The organism is Xanthomonas sp. NCPPB 1754 (assembly GCF_041475725.2).
Classification (GTDB): domain Bacteria; phylum Pseudomonadota; class Gammaproteobacteria; order Xanthomonadales; family Xanthomonadaceae; genus Xanthomonas; species Xanthomonas euvesicatoria.
The window spans coordinates 3911717-3932397 of the sequence record NZ_CM192982.1 but is presented as its reverse complement, the minus strand read 5'-3'; the positions used below and the strand labels follow the sequence as shown (position 1 = coordinate 3932397).

The 20681-nt window shown below is 63.7% G+C and carries 10 protein-coding genes, 2 pseudogenes and 1 riboswitch; of the genes and pseudogenes, 7 read left to right on the top strand and 5 right to left on the bottom strand.

Annotated elements, in window-relative coordinates; all coding sequences use genetic code 11:
* The first annotated feature begins 21 nt into the window (after nt 1-21).
* The gene (locus ACCQ15_RS16970; RefSeq protein ID WP_170922851.1) at nt 22-1878 is read left to right on the top strand and encodes a methyl-accepting chemotaxis protein; all 1857 of its coding nucleotides are present in this window, start codon (nt 22-24) and stop codon (nt 1876-1878) included.
* A gap of 263 nt (nt 1879-2141) precedes the next feature.
* On the opposite strand, the pseudogene ACCQ15_RS16965 reads toward ACCQ15_RS16970, so the two are convergent.
* Nucleotides 2142-2483: pseudogene (locus ACCQ15_RS16965) on the bottom strand (TonB-dependent receptor); the annotation flags it as partial.
* Between the two features lie 69 nt (nt 2484-2552).
* Between ACCQ15_RS16965 and ACCQ15_RS16960 the strand changes: the two are divergent.
* Nucleotides 2553-3655 (top strand): IS3 family transposase gene (locus ACCQ15_RS16960; protein ID WP_372166127.1). Its coding sequence is split into 2 segments (ribosomal slippage): nt 2553-2811 and nt 2811-3655, totalling 1104 coding nucleotides; the frame shifts between segments, so codons are not numbered across the junction.
* A gap of 32 nt (nt 3656-3687) precedes the next feature.
* On the opposite strand, the pseudogene ACCQ15_RS16955 reads toward ACCQ15_RS16960, so the two are convergent.
* A pseudogene (locus ACCQ15_RS16955) lies at nt 3688-6120 on the bottom strand (TonB-dependent receptor plug domain-containing protein); the annotation flags it as partial.
* A gap of 430 nt (nt 6121-6550) precedes the next feature.
* Nucleotides 6551-6648: riboswitch (TPP riboswitch) on the top strand.
* A gap of 91 nt (nt 6649-6739) precedes the next feature.
* Here ACCQ15_RS16955 and thiC point away from each other — a divergent pair.
* The 4 genes from thiC to ACCQ15_RS16935 all read left to right on the top strand — a co-directional run bounded on the left by thiC (nt 6740) and on the right by ACCQ15_RS16935 (nt 15276).
* A complete protein-coding gene (thiC, locus tag ACCQ15_RS16950) occupies nt 6740-8617 on the top strand; it encodes a phosphomethylpyrimidine synthase ThiC (protein WP_209261379.1) in 1878 nt (625 codons plus the stop codon).
* Nucleotides 8618-9040: 423 nt separating this feature from the next.
* Nucleotides 9041-11380 carry a winged helix-turn-helix transcriptional regulator gene (locus ACCQ15_RS16945; protein WP_372380821.1) on the top strand — a complete coding sequence of 780 codons (2340 nt, stop codon included), beginning with the start codon at nt 9041-9043 and terminating at the stop codon, nt 11378-11380.
* A 110-nt stretch (nt 11381-11490) separates the two neighbouring features.
* The gene (locus ACCQ15_RS16940) at nt 11491-12384 is read left to right on the top strand and encodes a helix-turn-helix domain-containing protein (RefSeq protein ID WP_008573718.1); all 894 of its coding nucleotides are present in this window, start codon (nt 11491-11493) and stop codon (nt 12382-12384) included.
* 48 nt (nt 12385-12432) lie between these two features.
* Nucleotides 12433-15276, top strand: a complete 2844-nt coding sequence (locus tag ACCQ15_RS16935) for a TonB-dependent receptor plug domain-containing protein (protein ID WP_008573719.1) — start codon at nt 12433-12435, stop codon at nt 15274-15276.
* A gap of 415 nt (nt 15277-15691) precedes the next feature.
* Here ACCQ15_RS16935 and ACCQ15_RS16930 read toward each other — a convergent pair whose 3' ends face one another.
* Together ACCQ15_RS16930 and ppa are read right to left on the bottom strand one after the other, a co-directional pair.
* Nucleotides 15692-16840: an HDOD domain-containing protein gene (locus ACCQ15_RS16930; RefSeq protein WP_029820216.1), complete on the bottom strand. Its 1149-nt coding sequence runs from the start codon at nt 16838-16840 to the stop codon at nt 15692-15694.
* A gap of 113 nt (nt 16841-16953) precedes the next feature.
* The gene (ppa, locus tag ACCQ15_RS16925) at nt 16954-17490 is read right to left on the bottom strand and encodes an inorganic diphosphatase (RefSeq protein WP_005911986.1); all 537 of its coding nucleotides are present in this window, start codon (nt 17488-17490) and stop codon (nt 16954-16956) included.
* Nucleotides 17491-17687: 197 nt separating this feature from the next.
* Between ppa and ACCQ15_RS16920 the strand changes: the two genes are divergently transcribed.
* A complete protein-coding gene (locus tag ACCQ15_RS16920; protein WP_372380820.1) occupies nt 17688-18170 on the top strand; it encodes a hypothetical protein in 483 nt (160 codons plus the stop codon).
* A gap of 286 nt (nt 18171-18456) precedes the next feature.
* Here the strand turns inward: ACCQ15_RS16920 and ACCQ15_RS16915 are convergent, their stop codons facing one another.
* Nucleotides 18457-20484: a sodium-translocating pyrophosphatase gene (locus ACCQ15_RS16915; RefSeq protein WP_014090993.1), complete on the bottom strand. Its 2028-nt coding sequence runs from the start codon at nt 20482-20484 to the stop codon at nt 18457-18459.
* Between the last annotated feature and the right edge of the window lie 197 nt (nt 20485-20681).

Here is a 20681-nt window from a genome sequence, read left to right as displayed (position 1 = left end):
CCGCACGCCGCTAATCACGGGATGGAGCAGGAGCCCCTCATGAATTCGATGCAACAGCCCGACCCGCCGTCGCAGACCCAGACGGCCGTGCTCCCGGATGCGCCCGTGGCCTTGCTGCGGTTGTCCGCCGAGGCGTGTGTGGTGGCCTGCAACCGCGTCGGCCTGGATGTGCTGGGCAAAACGGCGCTCGAGCTGCAGGGCGCGCCGGCCTCGGTGGTGTGGGGCTTGAGCGCGGCCGATCTGGTTGGCGAAGACGGCGTCTGGGCTGCCCCGGGCGACGACCCGGCGCGGCGCGTGCGCTATGTGCGCGACCGCGCGCATGGCGGCTGGATGCTGTCGCTGCCGCATGTGGAAACGGCGATCCTGCTGCGCGAGGCCACGCGTCTGGCCGACGGCAGCCGGCCGGTGCCGATCTCGCCCCTGCTGCAGCCGCTGGTTGCACGCCTGCAGGCCGAGCACGAAGACCGCACGGTGCTCGAGCGCACTGCCCAGGCGCTGGCCGGCTGCGAACTCGAACTCCTGTTGCCGCCGGGACTGGCGGAAACCGAGATGGGCCGGCGCCTGCAAGCCGGGTTCGGCAATCTGGCCGAGGCCATCCGCCAGGCAGTGGCCTTGTCGGTGCAGATCGCTGCCGAAGTGCCGCCGCTGGTGGCCGAGAACGATGAAATGGTGCGCCAGTCGCAGGCGCAGAACGAGGCGTTGGACGGTGCGCGCACCGCGGTGGAGCGGCTGTCGTCCAGCCTGCAGGACGTCAATGCCGAGCTGGCGCAGGTGATTGCGCTGGCCGCCAGCGCCGACGACAGTGCGCGGCAAGGTGTGGCTGCCGCGCATGCGCTGGGCCAAGCAATGCACGAAGTGGAGCGCCGAGCGTCACGTGCGGGCGAAGTCATCGAAGTCATCGATTCGGTGGCGTTCCAGACCAATATCCTGTCGATCAATGCCAGCATCGAAGCCGCGCATGCCGGCGATGCCGGGCGCGGGTTTGCGGTGGTGGCCACCGAGATCCGGCGGCTGGCCGAACGCGCCGCAGCGGCGGCACGCGACGTACGCGCGATCCTGGCCGAAACCAGCGCCGCCGTAGGGGAGGGCGCAGCCTCTGCACGTGGCACAGAAGCGGTGCTCGATGGCATCACCCGTGTGCTCGGGCAGGCCAGCAGCGCGATGACCACCGTGGCCGGGCGCATCCAGGCGCAGGACGGCGAAATTCGCGGGATCGAGCGTGCGGTAGATGGCGTGGTGGCGTTGGGCCGCAGCAATCTGCAGCATGCCGCGCACGTGGCCGAACGCAGCGAAGCGCTGGAGCGCGGCACCGAAACCCTGCGCGATTGCGTGGGCTTGTTCCGGTTGCCGCCGGACCCGCTGCAGGTGCCCAGGCACGCGCGGGTCAAGGAGCTGGCCGTTGCCACGGCCGGCAAGATCGGCAGTGCGCTGGCGCAAGCCATTGCGCGCGGGCAGATCGAGCAAGCCGCATTGTTCGCGCGCACCTATACGCCGATCGCCGGCGTGGAGCCGCCCAAGTTCAGTACCGACTTCGATGCGCTCTGCGACCAGCTACTGCCCGCTTTGCAGGAGCCGCTGCTGGACGCGCACCCGTGGATCGTCTTCGCCATCTGCGCCAACCCCGATGGGTATGTGCCCACGCACAACCTGCGCTTCACCCAACCGTTGACCGGCGATGCCAAGCGCGATCTGGTCGGCAACCGCACCAAGCGCAAGTTCACCGACCGCGTTGGGCGCAGCGTGGGCGCGCATACCGATCCTTACCGTCTGCAGGTCTATCGCCGCGATACCGGCCAGATCATGTTCGACCTGTCCACGCCGATCTTCGTCGGCGGCAAGCACTGGGGCGGCTTGCGGGTGGGCTATACGCTGGAGTGATGGCGTCGCCCGGCCGGGGTTTGGCTGCTGCGCCTCCACCCGGACAACAAAAAAAAGCCGCCGAAGATCGGCGGCAGGGAGAGAGAGCAGGTTTCTTGTTGTAGTGGCTGCAGGCTAGCGGTGCGATGTGCCCTGGAAATGTCTGTGCATGTCGCCATCGCCGTGCCGTGTGCCAAGCGCTTGATTGCGTGTTAGCCGTGCCACACAGACAACGACCTCCCGAAGGAGGTCGTTGTGACAACACGTGGATCAGGACAGCGTGCTCAGAAGCGCTGCGTGTACTGCAGGTAGCTGTAGCGTCCCGGGATGGCGTAGGCCGGATCGAACGAGTTAGCCGAGGCGCTGAGCGCGACCGGCGGATCGCGGTCGAAGACGTTGTTCAGACCCAACCGCACGGTCGCATTCCATGGAAGCTGGTAAGACACCTGCATGTCGTTGAACGCAGTCGCCGCAACGTGGCGATAGTTTCCGTTGTCGTCCAGTTCCGAATCGTAGTCCTTCATGCCCGAGTAGTACCGCACGGCCCAGTTGGCGGCCAGATTGCCGTAGCTCCAGTCCAGGGTGAGCGTGCCGCGGGTGCGCCAGTTCGGGTTGTTGGTGTGGTAGCGACGTCCCCCCAATTTTGAGTAGCACCTCAGTTTGGAGTCCAATTCCCTACCCCAAGGAGATTGGACGTGAAGAAGCGTTTTTCTGAAGAACAGATCATCGGCTTCCTGCGCGAAGCTGATGCCGGTGTGGCGATCAAGGATCTGTGCCGGCGGCATGGCTTCAGCGAGGCCTCGTATTACCTGTGGCGCAGCAAGTTCGGCGGAATGAGCGTGCCCGACGCCAAGCGGCTCAAGGATCTTGAGGCCGAGAACGCGCGGCTAAAGAAGTTGCTGGCCGAGCAGTTGTTCGAGAACGACCTGATCAAGGATGCGTTGCGAAAAAAGTGGTGAGCGCACCGGCGCGTCGTGCGCTGGTGCGCGAGTGGATCGGGCGTGGTGCCAGCGAGCGTCGCGCCTTGGCGGCGATCGGCATGAGCGCCAGCGCGCTGCGCTATTGCCCACGCCAAGACCGCAATGGCGAACTGCGCGAGCGCATTCTTGCGTTGGCGCATCGCCATCGCCGCTACGGCGTGGGGATGATCTATCTCAAGCTGCGACAGGAAGGACGCCTGGTGAACTACAAGCGCGTGGAGCGGTTGTATCGCGAGCAGCAGCTACAAGTGCGGCGCCGCAAGCGCAAGAAGGTGCCGGTTGGCGAGCGTCAGCCGCTGCTGCGGCCAGCGCAGGCCAACCAGGTGTGGTCGATGGACTTCGTGTTCGACCGCTCCGCCGACGGCCGAGTGATCAAGTGTCTGGTGATCGTGGACGACGCAACGCACGAAGCGGTCGCCATCGAGGTGGAACGCGCGATCTCCGGGCACGGCGTTGCGCGCGTGCTGGATCGGTTGGCACACAGTCGCGGTTTACCGAAGGTGATCCGCACCGACAACGGCAAGGAGTTTTGCGGCAAAGCGATGGTCGTCTGGGCACATGCCCGTGGTGTGCAACTACGGCTAATCCAACCCGGCAAGCCAAATCAAAACGCCTATGTTGAATCGTTCAACGGCCGACTACGCGACGAATGCCTCAACGAGCACTGGTTCCCGACGTTGCTGCACGCGCGCACCGAGATCGAACGCTGGCGACGCGAATACAACGAGGACCGACCGAAGAAAGCAATTGGCGGCATGACGCCGTCCGCTTATGCCCAACATCTGGCAAACACCGATATCATCAACCCCGGACTTTAAACCCGACCGCTACTCAGGGCGGGGGGACGTCGGTAGATGCCGTTGTAGCTTTCCCACGCAGAATTGTCGTCCTGCTTCTGCTCGTTGACGGCCACGTAGGTCGAATCCAGCGTGAGCATGAACTGGCCGATTGCGGTCTGCGGCAGTTTGTAACGCGCGGTGAAATCGTAGCCTTGCATGCGTTGCTCGCCGACATTCACCGGCTGGATCACCAGGCCGGTGATGGTCCCTGTCGCATCGCGGGTCACCAGATCGCAGAACGCCGAGACGTTGAATTGGTAACACTGCGACAGGATCTGATTGGCGCTGAATTCGGTGATGGCGTCGGTGATTTCGATCTTCCACCAGTCCAGCGACACGTCCAGGCCCTGCACCGAAGCCGGGCTGTAGACAAAGCCAAGCGTGGTGTTCTTGGATTTTTCCGGTTGCAGGTTGGCGTTGCTGGTGTAGGTGAACGGATAGATGGTCTGGCCGGAGTTGCCGCTGGCGCTGTTGTATTCGGCAACGTAATTGGCAGGCACGCCGCGGGCTGCGCATGCGGCCGCAATCGCGCTGGTGTAGGAGGTGCTATTGGTCGAGCAGGGATCGGAATAGGTGTCGAAACTGTCCGAGGCGCCCAGATACAGATCTTCGATCGATGGCGCGCGGAAACCGGTGGCGTAATTGCCGCGAATCAGCAGGTCGGCGACCGGCTTCCACTTGAAGCCGAACTTGCTATTGGTGGTGCTGCCGAAGGTGTTGTAGTCCGAATAACGCACTGCTGCGCTCAATTCCAGCAACTGCGCACCGGGCACATCCTTCAGCAGCGGAATCGCCACTTCGGTGTAGTAGTCGTTGAGCGTGTACGAGCCAGAGGTGGGCGTAAACGAATTGCCCGAGGTATAGCCGGCCGAAATCAAGGCATCCGGTGAGGAGAATCCGCTTTCCTCGCGATGTTCGACACCGGCGGCAAAACTCATCCAGCCGGCGGGCAGCTCGAACAGCTCGCCGGTGAGGTTGGCGGTGAAGCTGCTGTTTTTATATTGATATGTGTTGTGCGCAGTGAACAGGATGTAGTCCAGCATTTCCTGGGTCACGCCACCGGCCGGCGACAAGGGGTTGAACGGTACGCAGCCGGCAATGACGGCGCCGCCGCTGTCCAGGCACGCCAGGGTGCCATTGACGATGCCCGATGCACCGAGCGCATTGCCCAGGTTGAGCAGATTGACATCGCCATACTGGGTTTCGGTCTGGTCGGTCTGGTTGTGCGCAAAGCCCACATCCCAACTGAACTGCCTGTCGGCAAACTGGAAGTCGCCTTCCAGCCCGGTGTACACGTGCGAGGTCTTGACGTCCTGCTGATAGGTGCGCGCGAATTCGGTCAAGCGGTGCGACCAGCCCACATCGCGCCCGTCGCCGCCGTAGGCAGTGTTGTACGGGTTGTAGTAGCTCTCGCCGCTCAACAGGATGCCGGTGTTGACGGAGGCCAGCGGAAAGCCTGCCAATTGCTGCGACGACTGGCGGCGGTTATACAGTCCATCGAACTTGAAGCGCACGTTGTCGGTGAGTGCGTAGTTGCCCTGCACGTACAACGCGTCGCGCTTCTGTGGCGTGACCAGGTAATTGTCCTTGGCGTAGTTGTAGCCATATTCGGACGTGTTGAAGGCGGTGTACTGGTCCAGGCCATAGCGCGGATACCTGCTGTCGCCGCTCGCGGTGGCGCTGTCGGGCAATACCGTCCAGGCGCCGCTGGTGCCATTTGCACGGAGGCGGCCGCTTGCCGAGTAGCTGCTATAGGCCGACGAGCCCGCGCCGTACACCGGCTCGGCGGAGATCTCCCGGTCGCCTGCCATCACCGCATCTTCCTTGACGCTGGACAAGCCGATGACCAAATTGCCGCGCTCGCTGGTGGCGCCCACGGTCGCGTCGAAAGAGGTGCGCTGACCGTCGCCCTGGCCGTATTGGCCAACGTAGGCGTTGACTTCGGCGCCATCGAAATTGGTACGGGTAATGATGTTGACCACGCCCGCGATGGCATCGGAGCCATAGATCGACGAGGCGCCATCCTTGAGGACTTCCACGCGCTCCACGATGGCCGAGGGGATGGTGTTCAGATCCACCGAACCGGACAGGCCCGAGACCCAGCGCCGGCCATTGACCAACACCAGTGTGCGTGAGGCGCCCAGGTTGCGCAGGCTCACCGTGGCCGAGCCGTCGCCGCCGTTGTTGACGGTGCTGTTCATCGTCGCGCCATTGGAGGGAATGCGCTTGAGAACGTCGGCAACCGAGGGCAAGCCCTGCTTTTCGATGTCCTGGCGCGTCAGTACCAGTACCGGTTGCGAATTTTCCACATCGACCGAACGGATGCGCGAGCCGGTGACTTCGATCTTGTCCAGGTTGGTCGGACTCTTGTCGGTTTGTTCCTGGGCGATGGCGCTCGTGCTGACGCACAGGCTGATGGCGATCGCGAGCGAGCCCCGACGCATCGTCGGGTGGAGCGTTGTCTTAGTCATATGTACGGCGGTTCCCGGTAGAGGAGGAGCGACAGCGCGATCCCCGTGAATGACACCTGTATGCGTGCGGCGTATTCGGCACGCCACGCAGGCTTAGCGGGAATTTAACGAGCGGGTTTCGCCGCCGTTTTTCGTCAATCGGCGCCTTGTTGCGTGGCGACGCGCGCAATGCATCGGCGCGCCATGTAATGCCCGGGCGACGCTGGGCGTGTGCTGCAGCGACGTGAGATGACCTGTGCGGACATATGTCGCCGCCGAACGCGACAACCTTGCGACGCGCAACAGCAGGCCGGTGCGGCCGCTGCGTCAGTGCGGTATGCCCTACGGGTTTAGCGCGGGCCGTGCGCGCTGCGGGTATGTGGCGGATTTTGTTTAGCTGCGCAGGTGCGATGTGGTTTAATCGCCGCCGAAGTGGGGGTACCGCAGCGTGCTGCGGTTGAGATAGTCCCTTCGAACCTGATCCGGCTGATACCGGCGTAGGGAAGCTTCGTCAGATGCGATGGTTCGTGCGTGCACGGGCAATCAGTATCGAGCGCCGCCGCTTCGTCCGCACTGCGACTCCTTCGCAGGGCCAGCACACAGGACGAATGCCATGAATGCCGCGCCCACCGTTTTGCAACAACAAGCCCAGTCGTTGTCGGAGGCTGTCACCCAGCCGATTCCCGGTTCACGCAAGATCTTCGTGCAAGGCTCGCGCGCCGATCTGCAGGTGCCGATGCGCGAGATCGCCTTGACGCGCACGCCCACCTTGTTCGGCGGCGAAGAGAATCCGCCGCTCAGCGTCTACGACACGTCCGGGCCTTACACCGATCCGCGGGTGGCGATCGATCTGGCAGCCGGTCTGGCACCGCTGCGTGCGCAGTGGATTGCCGAGCGTGGCGACACCGTCGCCCTGGACGGGCTGAGCTCCAGCTTCGGGCGTGGCCGCGAGCACGATGTGCGTCTGGATGCAGTGCGCTTTCCGGCGCGGCGTCTGCCGCGGGTCGCGCGACAGGGCGCCAACGTCACCCAGATGCATTACGCGCGCCGCGGCATCATCACGCCGGAAATGGAGTACGTGGCGATCCGCGAAAACCAGCGCCTGGAAGCGGTGACCGATGCAAGCTTGCGCAGGCAGCACCCGGGCCAGGCGTTCGGAGCTTCGATCCAGCAACGCATTACACCGGAGTTCGTGCGCGAAGAGATCGCACGGGGCCGCGCGATCTTGCCCAACAACATCAATCACCCCGAGAGCGAGCCGATGATCATCGGCCGCAATTTCCTGACCAAGATCAATGCCAACATCGGCAACAGCGCGGTGTCTTCAGGCATTGCCGAAGAGGTCGAGAAGCTGGTGTGGTCGATCCGCTGGGGCGGGGACACGGTCATGGATCTGTCCACCGGCAAGCACATCCATGAGACGCGCGAATGGATCATCCGCAACTCGCCGGTCCCGATCGGCACGGTGCCGATCTATCAGGCGCTGGAGAAGGTCGATGGACGCGCCGAGGCGCTGACCTGGGAAATTTTTCGCGACACCTTGATCGAGCAGGCCGAACAGGGCGTGGATTACTTCACCATCCACGCCGGCGTGTTGCTGCGTTACGTACCGCTGACCGCACAGCGCGTGACCGGCATCGTCTCGCGTGGCGGTTCGATCATGGCCAAGTGGTGCCTGGCGCATCACAAGGAGAATTTTCTCTACACGCACTTCGAAGACATCTGCCAGATCATGAAGGCCTACGACGTGGCGTTTTCGTTGGGCGATGGCCTACGCCCCGGCTGCATCGCCGACGCCAACGACGCGGCGCAATTCGGCGAGCTGGAAACGCTGGGCGAGCTGACCAAGCTCGCCTGGAAACACGATGTGCAGACCATGATCGAAGGCCCCGGCCATGTGCCGATGCAATTGATCAAGGAAAACATGGACAAGCAGCTGCGCGAATGCGGCGAGGCGCCGTTCTACACCCTGGGGCCGCTGACTACCGACATCGCGCCGGGCTACGACCACATCACCAGCGCGATCGGTGCGGCGATGATCGGCTGGTTCGGCACCGCCATGCTCTGCTACGTCACTCCGAAAGAGCACCTGGGCCTGCCCAACCGGCAGGACGTGCGCGACGGCATCATGGCCTACAAGATCGCCGCGCATGCCGCCGACCTGGCCAAGGGGCATCCGGGCGCGCAAGTGCGCGACAACGCCTTGAGCAAGGCGCGTTTCGAATTCCGTTGGGACGACCAGTTCCATCTTGGCCTGGATCCGGAAAAGGCCAAGGAGTTCCATGACCAAACCCTGCCCAAGGACGCGCACAAGCTGGCGCACTTCTGCTCGATGTGCGGGCCACACTTCTGCTCGATGAAGATTACCCAGGACGTGCGTGATTACGCGGCCGAGCACGGCATAAGCGAGGCGCAAGCGCTGTCGACGGGCATGCAGGAAAAGTCCGCGCAATTTGTCGCGCAGGGCGCGCAGGTCTATCGCGCCACGTGACGCGTTACATGGCAGCGTTTCATAAAACGTGATGTAGCGCCTACTTAGGAAAAGTTCAGTTTTGTACTGAACAGATTACGGCGCGGTCCGCAAGTGCCGCGCTATGGCAGGGTTGCAAGCGATTCCAGTAAATAAGGGTTTCAGCTGATTTAGCTGAATCGCAGATAAAAAAATCGCGCCAGAAGGCGCGAAGGGTACGTCGTAATTATTCGAATTCGTCGGCGAGAGAGAGAGAGCCTGACGCTGCCGCCTGTCTTAGGAAGCAACGGGGCATAGCGTAAAATTTGCACCAAATGGATGCATGACACAGTTGGTCGTCGTCCTTTGCTGAATTTGGCGTTTCGCGGAAGGCGCGGGGCGCTCTTTGTTGTTCTTGCATGCCGACGCGTGTTTTTGCCGATGAGTGTTCCTCCCGCTATTGCAATGCCATCGGGCCGGCTGCGTGTCGGTCAGTGCGTGGTCGACATTGCCTCGCGCGAGGTGCACGCACCTGGCGCAAAGCGTCCGCTGCGGCTGGCGCCCAAATCCCTGGCGGTGTTGCTGACCCTGGCGCGGCAGCCGGGCCAGGTGGTCACGCGCGAGCAACTGCTTGCCGAGGTTTGGCCCGATACCTTGCCGACCAACGATGTGGTGACCCAGGCGGTCACGCAGCTGCGCAAGGCGTTTGCCAGCCACGGCGGGCAGCGCTCGGAGCACATCGAGACCATCGCCAAGACCGGGTATCGCTTGATGGCGGCGGTTGTGTGGGAAGCGCAGGCACCTGCATCGGCGACGCTGCCTGGTGAAGCACTGGGTCCGGATACGCTCGAGCCGGCGCAGCCAGACCAAGGCGTGGCGTCCGTCCCCGACCAGTCCGACGCTACCGCATCGCCCGTCCGCACCGCGCCTGGCCAGCCTGTAGCGCCCGTCGTTGCGGCGCCGGCCGCGCCACGACACCGGCGCTCGATGGCGCTGGCAGTCGCCAGCGTGGCGTTGCTGGTCGTGCTGAGCCTTGCGGTATGGACCTTATGGCGACCTGCTCCGGCACCTGAGACCGCGCAAGCGCATGCGGTGCTGGGCAGCCCCAAACGGCCGTATCAGGTCATTACCGCAGGCGGTGGATTCGATCTCACGCCAAGCCTGTCGCCCGATGGCGCGAGGGTGGCGTACGCCTCATTGACCAGCGATCGCACCGGCACCTCGATCCTGGTCAAGACCACCGACAACGCCTATCCACGGGTACTGGAGACGCCTGCGCCCGGCGTCTCCGATCGTTTGCCGGCGTGGTCGCCGGATGGCCGGCAGATCGCGTTTTCCAGGCAGGCGCCCGATGGCAGCTGCCGGGTCATGATTGCCGCAGCCACCGGGCCTGCGGCGTCGCGCGAGTTAATGCGGTGCGATGGTGCCGACATGCTGAGTTTCAGCTGGTCGCCGGATGGGCGCGCGCTGGTGTTCGGCAGCATGACCGGCACGCACGGTGCGGCCCGCATGCGTCGCCTGGATCTGGCAACCGGGCAGTGGCAGACGCTTGACTATCCGGCGCAGGCGGGTGATTTCGATTACGCGCCGCGGTATTCGCCCGATGGGAATTGGATCGTGTTCCTGCGTAATCCGCAGCTCGGGGACCTGTGGCGGATCCCTGCCGAAGGCGGCGTCGCCGAACGGCTCACCCATGACAACGCCGATATCCGTGGATGGAGTTGGCTGCCCGATGGCAGCGGTTTGATCTTCGGGCGTCGCGTGGACAGCGAGGCGCGGCTGTATCGCCTCGATCTGCGGGACCACAGCTTGCACGATGTGGGCGTGGACGATGCGCAAGCACCGGACGTGGCGCATGGGCATCTGGTGTTCGTGCAACGCAAACCGCAGTTTGGCGTCTATCAGGTCATTGGCGACACGATGAACGGTGGCTACATTCGACGCCGACTGTTTCCATCCAGCGGGCGCGACGATCAGCCGATGATTGCGCCGGATGGGCGCCAGCTGATCTTTGCATCCAATCGATCCGGTGCGTACGCACTGTGGTGGGGCGATGTCCGCAAGCCCGGTTCGGTGCGCTTGATCGAAGGGCTGCGCCCGGATTCGCGCCAGGCCGCCGACTGGTCAGCCGATTCGCAACGCGTGCTGGTCAGCGGCAGCGATGCGGCCGGGCATGCGGCGCTATTCGAAGTGACCCCCAGTAGCGGCCAGGTAGTGCGACTACCCGTGCCGCAGCCGCGCCCGCTGCAGGCGATCCATCTTCCCGATCCGGACCGGCTGCTGGTCCTTGCTGCTGCCGACGACGGGCATACCTTCGCAACGCTGTACGACCGGCGCAGCAGCCCATGGCGTGCGCTGGCGACGCTGCAGGACGTCTCGCAATTGCGACTGGACCGCGTCAGCGGACAGGTCTTGCTGACCCGCCTCAGCGGGGGCGGTGTGTGGCAGGTCGCTCCATCGCTGGCCGCCGACACCTTGCATGCTGTCGATCCGCAACAGCCATCGCGCTGGCGGTATCGCAGTTGGGCGCCGGGCGTGAATGGCCAACTGCATTACCTGTCGTCCACCGACAGTTGCGCTGCCTACGATCGCGAGTTGCGCAGCGGCCGCGGCCAGTGCTTGGATGCGGTCAAGTTCACCACCATCAACGGTTTCAGCCTGAACCAGCGCGATGGGACGCTGTATGTGTCGCTGGCCGAAGAAGATGGCAGCGCCATCGCGTATATGCCATTGCCACAGCATTCCGTGGCGCCTATGGGCGTCATTGCTAACTTATTGTCGATATTGAGAAAAATCGCCTCGTAAGTTCTTCGGAAAGGCTTCGTGGCAATTTCGGCGCAGTTTCGTCAAAACTTCCTGACTGACGCCACAGTCGGCAAAACACTACGCCCTCTTTTGTACAGGGGGCTGCCAACATGCAACAGGTCATCACCGCGGATCGTGGGCTTGCGCTCGCGCTCGATAACGCCAACGAGTCGACATCGACTATCTGTCTGGCGGTCTCGCGGCTCGGCAGCATCCGTACCAACGCGGCGACATTCACCTTGTGGATACAGCTACGCGGACGCGCATGGGTGGAATCCAAGGAGGGCCGCTTTCGTCTGCGTGCCGGCGACTGGATCGCCTTCGACAAGGATTCCCATCCCACCGTGCAGGCAGATCGCAGCGCGCTATGCGTGGGCGTCGGTCTGGATGGCGAGAGCCTGCAGTCGCTTGCCGAACTGACCGATGCCACGCTGTATCCCGGCCGCGCCCAGTTGTCGCGCAGCGATCTGCGCATTGCCTTGCGCCTGTGGCGCAATGCCGCCGCACAAAGCGGCAGTGCGTCCGCGCGGCCGTTGCTGTTGCACCTGGCCGCGATGCAACGCGATTTTATTGCGCAGGAACAGCGTTGCCCGGGCCGCTCGCGCAGCCGTCGGCGTCAGGTGTTTGGGCGTATGCAGCGTGCACGGCTGTACCTGGAAGGCAACAGCGACCGCGTGGTGCGCATCAGCGAACTGGCGCAGCTGACCAACTTTTCCAGTTGGTACGTCTCCAAGACGTTTCAGAGTTTGTACGAAGAAAGCCCGCAGGCGCTGTCCGCACGCTTGCGTCTGGAACGTGCATCCGATTTGTTGCGCGATACCTCGATGATGATCGGCGAGGTTGCAGCCGCAAGCGGCTTCGACAATTGCTGCAGCTTCGCGCGTGCATTTCGTGCGCGCTTCGGTGTCTCCGCATCGCACTACCGCGACCAAACGGCAAATCCGCCAGATTCGGCAAAGCCACGTAACGTGACGCGCAAAGCGACGGCGTTCACGCAATCGTAATTTGCACAGGGGCGCTTAACGCGCCACTAACGAACCCTGGAGAGATTGATGAACCTTCGCACCTCCGCAGTGCGGCTGGGCCTGTTGCCCGCCGGTATTGCGATCGCGTTGACGCCGGCTTTTGCCGCCGCACAAGAGTCGACCACCACGCTTGACCGTATCGAGATCACCGGCTCGCGCATCCGCAGCGCCGACGTCGAAACGCAGCAGCCGATTTTGACCCTTGATCGTCAAGCGCTGGAAAAGCAGGGCCTGACGTCTGTTGCCGATGTGCTGCAGAACCTGACCTCCGCCGGCTCCCCGGCCATCTCGCGTGCCGACGCGCTGTCGTCCGGCGAAGACGTTGGCGGTTACTACGTCGACCTGCGCAACCTCGGCGCGCAGCGTACGTTGGTGCTGGTGAACGGTAAGCGTCTGGGTGCGTCGACCTCCGGTCTGCAGGATCTCAGCCAGATTCCGATGTCGGCAATCGAGCGTATTGAAGTGCTGAAGGACGGCGCCTCGTCCATCTACGGCTCCGACGCGATCGCCGGTGTGGTCAACGTCATCACGCGTAAGCGTTTCGACGGCGCTGAAGCCAGCGTGCAGTTCGGCCAGTTCGGCCAGGGCGACGGCGACACCACGCAGTACTCCTTCACTGTTGGCTCGCAGGGCGAGCGCGGTGGCGTGACGCTGTCTGCCGAATATTCCAAGCAGGACCCGGTATTCGCCAAGAACCGCTGGTTCAGCCGCGATGGTTCGCGCGGTCCCAACTCGACCCCCAACAGCTGGAGCCCCATCAGCCAGAACGGTTCGTGGTGCAATCCGCTGCAGGTGGACTGCGATGATCCGGACACCGCGGTGTGGCAGACGCTCAATGCCGGCGGCAACCCGAACAACCCGGCCGACTATCACCCGATCACGCCGGCCGAGTACGCCAACTCGAACCAGCAGATGATGGTGCAGACCGGTATCGAGCGGAAGTCGGTATTTGCAAACGTCAACTACGACGTTGCCGATGCCATCACCTTCAACGCCGATATTGCCTACAACGAGCGCACGACCGACGGGCAGATCGCGGGCTACCCGTATCAGTCCGGTTCCTTCGGCACTCCGCTGGAAGGCAGCAGCGCATTCAATCCGATCGGCCAGGATGTCGACTTCCGTCGTCGTCTTTGGGAAGTGCCGCGCGCCAGCGAAAACCAGCTCAAGACCCTGCGCTTCGCGCCGACCTTGAGTGGCTACTTCGACATCGGCGGCAAGACCTGGGATTGGGATGTGGGTGCGTTGTGGAACCGCAACGAGAACACCAAGCGTAGCCGTGGCGACATGAGCCTCATCGCGTCGCGTCAGGCGCTGGGCCCGTCCTTCATCAACGGCCAGGGCGTTGCGCAGTGCGGTACCGCTGCAGATCCGATCTCGCTGTCGGCCTGCCGTCCGTGGAATCCGCTGCTGCCGTACAACGTTGCAGGTCAGGGCTCGCTTGCCGACCCGGCGCTGCAGGAATTCCTGTTCCCGACCTTCACCGATACCGGTCTGACCAAGACCACCAGCTTCACCGCAAACCTGTCCGGTTCGGTGGTTGAGCTGCCGGCTGGCGATCTGGGCGTTGCGGTGGGCTACGAACACCGTAAGGAAGAAGGTCGCTTCTCTCCGGATGCGTTTGCGCAGTCGGGCGAAAGCACCGGTCTGGGTGCCAAGACCACGCAGGGCCAGTACTCGCTGGACGAGGTCTACCTCGAATTGAATGTTCCGCTCCTGAGCGATGTCGCCTTCGCTAAGGAACTGACCTTCAACGCTGCAACGCGTTACTCGGACTACAGCAACTTCGGTAACACGCTGAACTCGAAGTTCGGCCTGACCTGGCGTCCGCTGGAAGACCTGCTGGTGCGTGCGACGTATGCGGAAGGTTTCCGTGCGCCCACCATCAGCGACCTGTACGGCGGCCTGAGCAGCAGCTTCGAGGATTACATCGATCCTTGCGGCGTCGGCGCCCCCAACAGCGTCAACGGCAACGCGGCCTGCACCAACGCTGGCGTGCCGCTGGGCTACACCCAGCTCGGCCAGGGCTTCGTGCCTTGCACGACCTATCCGTGCCAGACGCCTGATGAATTCATCAGCGGCGCCAATCCGAACCTGAAGCCGGAAACCTCCACGAGCAAGACCGCCGGTCTGGTCTGGAGCCCGCGTTGGGTGCAGGGTCTGGACATCTCGCTGGATTGGTACCGCTACGAGATCAACGACATGATCATCGCCGATAGCGTCGACCGCATCCTGCGCGACTGCTATGTGCTCGGCGACGCTGAACGTTGCGCCAATGTCACACGTGCAGCCGATGGTCATATCTCGGCGATGAGCTACGGCGTGGCCAACCTCGGTCAGATGGAAACCGAAGGCTACGACCTGGGTGTGAAGTACCGCCTGCCGGAAACGGCCATCGGTTCCTTCACCTTCGACTGGCAGACCAGCTACGTCAGCAAGTACGACGAAGCCGGCCAGGACAGCGCAGGCAACGCCATCATGATTGGCCGTGTCGGCGAGCCGGGCATCTTCCGCGTGCGTTCGAACGTTGGCGTGAACTGGTCGCTGGGTGATTTCGGCGTCAACTACACCCTGCGTTACTACTCGGGCATGAAGGAAAGCTGCATCACGCTGGCCGAAGGCTATTGCGATGCGCCGGACCATATCGCCAACGGCGAGTCCGACCCGCTGCGTCACACCGGCGCCAATACCTTCCACGACCTGCAGGTCAACTGGAAGGCGCCGTGGGACGCAACGATCGCACTCGGCGCGAACAATGTGTTCGATCACCGCGGTCCGCTGCAGTACTCGGCACCGAACAGCAGCTTTGCCTACTACGGCGGCTTCGAAATCGGTCGTTTCATGTACATGAAGTACACCCAGCGCTTCTGATCCATCGACGCGCGTAGTAAATGAAAGACGGGCCGCAAGGCCCGTCTTTTTTTATGCAGTGCCCTGTTGCGATGAGGCAATGCGCATGCGGCGCGTGATTTAGATGCGAAGTCATCGCTGCGCGACTCAAGCGGTGCGGCAGTTCCGCGAAAAACGCGCGCAGGATGTGGAAGTTGCTCAGCGACTCCGCTCGCAAAGAACTGCAGTCTTTCTTCTCGGGCAGCTTCCACCGCGCTTGAGCGCATTGTCTGCCTGTAGTGCGGTGCGCTTGGGGTGAGTGCCGTGACACATCGCCCAGACCAAGGCTTGCAATGCGCGGCCCTGGCGCAACGGCCCCATGCAGGGCGGTCGAAGAAACGGCATAAAAAAACGCGGCCTTGGCCGCGCTTCTTTCGGGATGCCGCATGCGAGTGACTTACGCCTCGGCAAGCCCCAGCAACGTGTCGGCCTGTTCGCGCCAGCTCGGCAGGCGGGCGATGACGCCGACCTTGGTCAGGTACTCTTCGTCCACGCTTTCGCCGCTGGCCAATGCCGTGGCGACATGCACTGCGCCGGTGACCCAGAAGCTGCGCATGCTGGAACGCAGCGGATGGCGATGGAAGGCCACCGCTTCGATGATGGGCATCGGCAAGCCCCACAGGCCGAGCAGGTAGGCGCCGGCTTCGGTGTGACCCAGGCGTTCGTCGCCACCTTCGGCCGGCGCCTCGCGCTCGTCGCGTACGCCCGGCAGCAGCAAGCCGATGTCGGCCAGCAATGCGGCGGTGGAACCGAGTTCTGCGCTGGTCGGCGGAAGCACCTTGGCCGCCAGGCGCGAGGAGAGCAGGGCGCGGCGCTGCATCGCGTTGCGCTCGGCCGGCGTGAGCGTCTGGACCGAAAACACTTCGCTGGCCAGCACCAGGTCGCGCAGCGTCGCCACCCCCAGGCGGGTCACCGCCGTGCGCAGGTCGGTGATGCTGCGGCCACCGGAAAAGAACGCCGAATTGCACAATTGCAGCACTTTCGCCGCGATCGCCGGGTCGCCGGCGATCAGCTTGGCGATATCGGCCGCGTCGGCGCCGTCGTCCTCTTCCAGCGCATGCATCAGGCTCAGGTACAAATGCGGGGGCGAGGGCAGCTTTTCGATCCTCCCGATCGCCGCGCGCAGGCGCGGATTGCTGAGCAGCTCGCGCAGTTCCTCCAGGCTGGTGACCGCCTCGAGCAGCACTTCGGGCGCCAGCGGCATCGGCAAGAAGCGATGCGCCACGCCGATGATGCGGGCCGGCGGCGTGCGCTGACCGCCTTGCGCATCGATCAACGCAATACGAATGGTGTCCGGGCGCAGCGTGCGGATTTGCCCCAGCAAGGTGGCGGCAGTCAGGTCCGGCAGGACCGGGGCAACGATGACGGCGTCGAACGGCGACAGCGCGGCAGCTTCGATCGCCGAATTGCCATCGGCCACCTGCTGCGCCTGCCACTGGTCGCCCAGGTCGGCGACGTAGTCGACAAGGTCGGACGGAAGACTGGCTTCGTCCCCAACAAACAGAATACGCAAGACACTTCCCCAGAAGTCACCGGTGACAGACACCGGCCAAACGCTTTCGGCAATGTACCCAATCTGCCGACTGCGGTCACCGGGATCACGCCAGAAGCGTGATCCCGATCGCCCCCTACACGCAGGGCAGCATCACGATCGATGGATCAGGGTGCGTCGGAATTGTAGCGTTCCACCGACTCGGTCAGGATGCGCTTGGCCTCGGCCGCGCCGCCCCAGCCGTCCAGCTTGACCCACTTGCCCTTCTCCAAGTCCTTGTAATGCTCGAAGAAGTGGCCGATACGTTCCATCCAGTGGCTGGACACCTGGTTGATGTCTTCGATGTGCGCGTAACCGGAGAAGATCTTCTCGATCGGCACAGCCAGGATCTTTTCGTCGCTGCCGGCCTCGTCGCTCATGCGCAGCACGCCCACCGGACGGCAGCGCACCACCGAGCCCGGCACCAGTGGCAAGGGCAGCACCACCAGCACGTCGGCCGGGTCGCCATCGCCGCACAGGGTGTTGGGCACGTAGCCATAGTTGCAGGGATACCGCATCGGGGTCGACAGGATGCGGTCGACGAAGATCGCCCCGCTGGCCTTGTCGACTTCGTACTTGACCGGCTCCGAATCCTTGGGGATCTCGATGACGACGTTGATTTCTTCCGGCAGATTCTTGCCAGAGGTGACCAGTTCAAGGCCCATGCGGGTAGCTCCGAGGCGTCAGCAGTGTGTGGAGCGCGATTCTACGCGTTCGGCTGTTGCGCTGCAGCGACACTGAATGGGCAATGTCCTGACCGCTGCGTGCGGCATAGCCCGCGTTCATCGCGGGTGGCTGCCTGATCGTTGCGGCCCGGCCGGAGGCGCACGCTGCAGGCTCATCCACCGCATAGGAATTGCCCATGTCCAGGCTTGCGCGTTTGCTGGTTCTCATGCTGCTGTCCCTTACCGCCCAGTTCGCTGCCGCCGCGACGCCTCCGCCCACCTTCGTGGATGCGGTGGACTGGCCCGCCAATGGCGAGGGCTGGGAGGCGTTCATCGATCTGGAGCACCGGCTGGACCGCGATTTCGACAATATCTGCGGCGACACCTTTTGTGGCGGCGACTTCAGCGACTACCAGCCGCTGCGCTTCCGCTGCTCGGTGCATCGCGTCACCGGGGTGGTGCGGAGCTGCATCTGGACCTTCGGCGCCAGTGAGGTCAGCGTCGACCCGCGTAGCGGTTACTTGCGGTCGGACAGCCGGGTGTGGCGCTGCACGGCACCGTTGAAGGCCGGTACCCGCCTGGATGAGATGTATCGCACGCTTGCGGTGGCCAATCCGCTGTTCAAGCCACTGCCGGGCGGCGCGCCGCCGATCTATGACGGCCTGATCGGCTGCCTGTGATCGTAGGCCGGGCGGGACGGTGCTTGCCGGCACAGGCCAGCCCCTTCTGCCTGATGGCGCCATCTTCGTGTCGACGATGGGGGCCGCCAGCGGGCCCCGGCGCGATGCCGATCCTGAGCTGGGAAGGGCAAATGCCCCGGCCCGGCGACGCCTTATTGGCCCGGTCCCTATGCCCCAGTTGCCGCTTTCCGCAGTGACGGGTTCGGACCTGCCGCGACGCGTTCGGTCGGTCGGCTGCTTCCCGACGTCATGACCGCAGGTCACGTGACCTGCGGTCATCGCAGCGTTACAGCAGGGGCACGAGCAACAAGGCCACGATGTTGATGATCTTGATCAACGGGTTGATCGCCGGCCCCGCGGTGTCCTTGTACGGGTCACCGACCGTGTCCCCGGTGATCGCAGCCTTGTGCGCCTCGCTGCCTTTCCCGCCGAAGTGGCCGTCCTCGATGTATTTCTTGGCGTTGTCCCACGCGCCGCCGCCAGTGGTCATCGAAATCGCCAGGAATAAACCAGTGACAATCGTGCCGATCAACAAGCCCCCCAGTGCACGCGGACCCAGTAGCAACCCGACAATGATCGGAACCACCACCGGCAGCAGCGAAGGCACGATCATTTCGCCAATCGCCGAGCGGGTCAGCATGTCGACGGCGCGGTCGTACTGCGGCTTGGCGGTGCCGGCCATGATGCCGGGAAGTTCGCGGAACTGGCGGCGCACCTCTTCCACCACGGCGCCCGCGGCGCGGCCGACCGCTTCCATCGCCATCGCGCCGAAGAGATAGGGAATCAGCCCGCCAATCAGCAGCCCGATGATCACCGTGTGGTCGGATAGATCGAAGGCGTACACCTGGTCGGGATTGGCCGCCTGCAGGTTGTGCGTGTAGTCGGCAAACAGCACCAGCGCCGCCAGCGCCGCCGATCCGATCGCGTAGCCCTTGGTCACTGCCTTGGTGGTGTTGCCCACCGCGTCCAGCGGGTCGGTAATGTTGCGGACCTCGGGAGGGAGCTCGGCCATCTCGGCGATGCCGCCGGCGTTATCGGTAATCGGTCCATACGCATCCAGCGCAACGATCATGCCGGCCATCGACAGCATGGCCGTTGCTGCAATCGCAATGCCGTACAAGCCGCCGAAGTGGAACGCACCCCAGATTGCCGCGCAGACCGCGATCACCGGCAGCGCGGTAGATTTCATCGAAATACCGAGCCCTGCGATGATGTTGGTGCCGTGCCCTGTGGTGCTGGCCGATGCAACATGCTGCACCGGGGTGTACTGCGTGCCGGTGTAGTACTCGGTAATCCACACGATCAGGCCGGTGAGCACCAGGCCGATCAATGCGCAGGCGTACAACGCCGCGGCGCCGTGGGTGTTGTCGCGCATCAGCGATTGGGTGATGGGCCAGTAAGCCAACGCCGCCAGCACGCCCGACACGATCACGCCTTTGTAAAGCGCACCCATGATCGAACCGCCACCTTTGACCTTGACGAAGGCCGCGCCCACGATCGAAGCGATGATCGATACTCCGCCGAGCACCAACGGATAGAGCACGGCATGCGGACCGGTTTCGGCCAGCGTCAGACTGCCGAGCAGCATCGTGGCGATCACGGTGACTGCGTAGGTTTCGAACAGATCGGCGGCCATGCCGGCACAGTCGCCCACATTGTCGCCGACATTGTCCGCAATCACTGCCGGATTGCGTGGATCGTCCTCGGGAATGCCGGCCTCGACCTTGCCGACAAGATCGGCGCCCACATCTGCGCCCTTGGTGAAAATCCCGCCACCCAGGCGCGCAAAGATCGAGATCAACGACGACCCGAATGCCAAGCCCACCAAGGCATGCAGGTTCTGTTCCAGTGGCAGCCCCATGGCCTGCAGCACAGCAAAATAGCCGGCCACGCCGAGCAGCCCGAGGCCGACTACCAGCATCCCGGTGATCGCGCCGCCGCGGAACGCCACATCCATCGCCTTGCCGATGCCGTGCCGCGCCGCCTCGGCGGTGCGGACATTGGCGCGCACCGAGACGTTCATGCCGATATAGCCGGCTAACCCGGACAACACCGCACCCAGTGCAAACCCGATCGCGGTGTACCAACTCAGGAACAGCCCGACCAACACGAACAGCACTGCCCCAGCAACCGAAATGGTGAGGTATTGCCGGTTGAGATAGGCACGCGCGCCTTCCTGGATCGCGGCGGCGATCTCCTGCATGCGTGCATTGCCGCTCGGCTGCGCGACCACCCAGCGCGCCGACACGATTCCATAGACGATTGCCAAGACCGCACAACCCAGCGCAAGCCACAACCCATAGTGTTCCAGCATGACCCCTCCCAAGAGAATGGATGTCGTCCGGTCGGGACGAACCAAGGGCGATGCACACAACGAGTGGACTGACGAATACGGACTCGACGGCCGCCTGGGCCGTAATGCGCGTCGCGAATGTTCAGGTGGCCGGATCGCGACCGAGTATGCGCCGCGCCTTGCGTGGCGACCAGCGTTATGGCTTTGGCGCGTCGTTC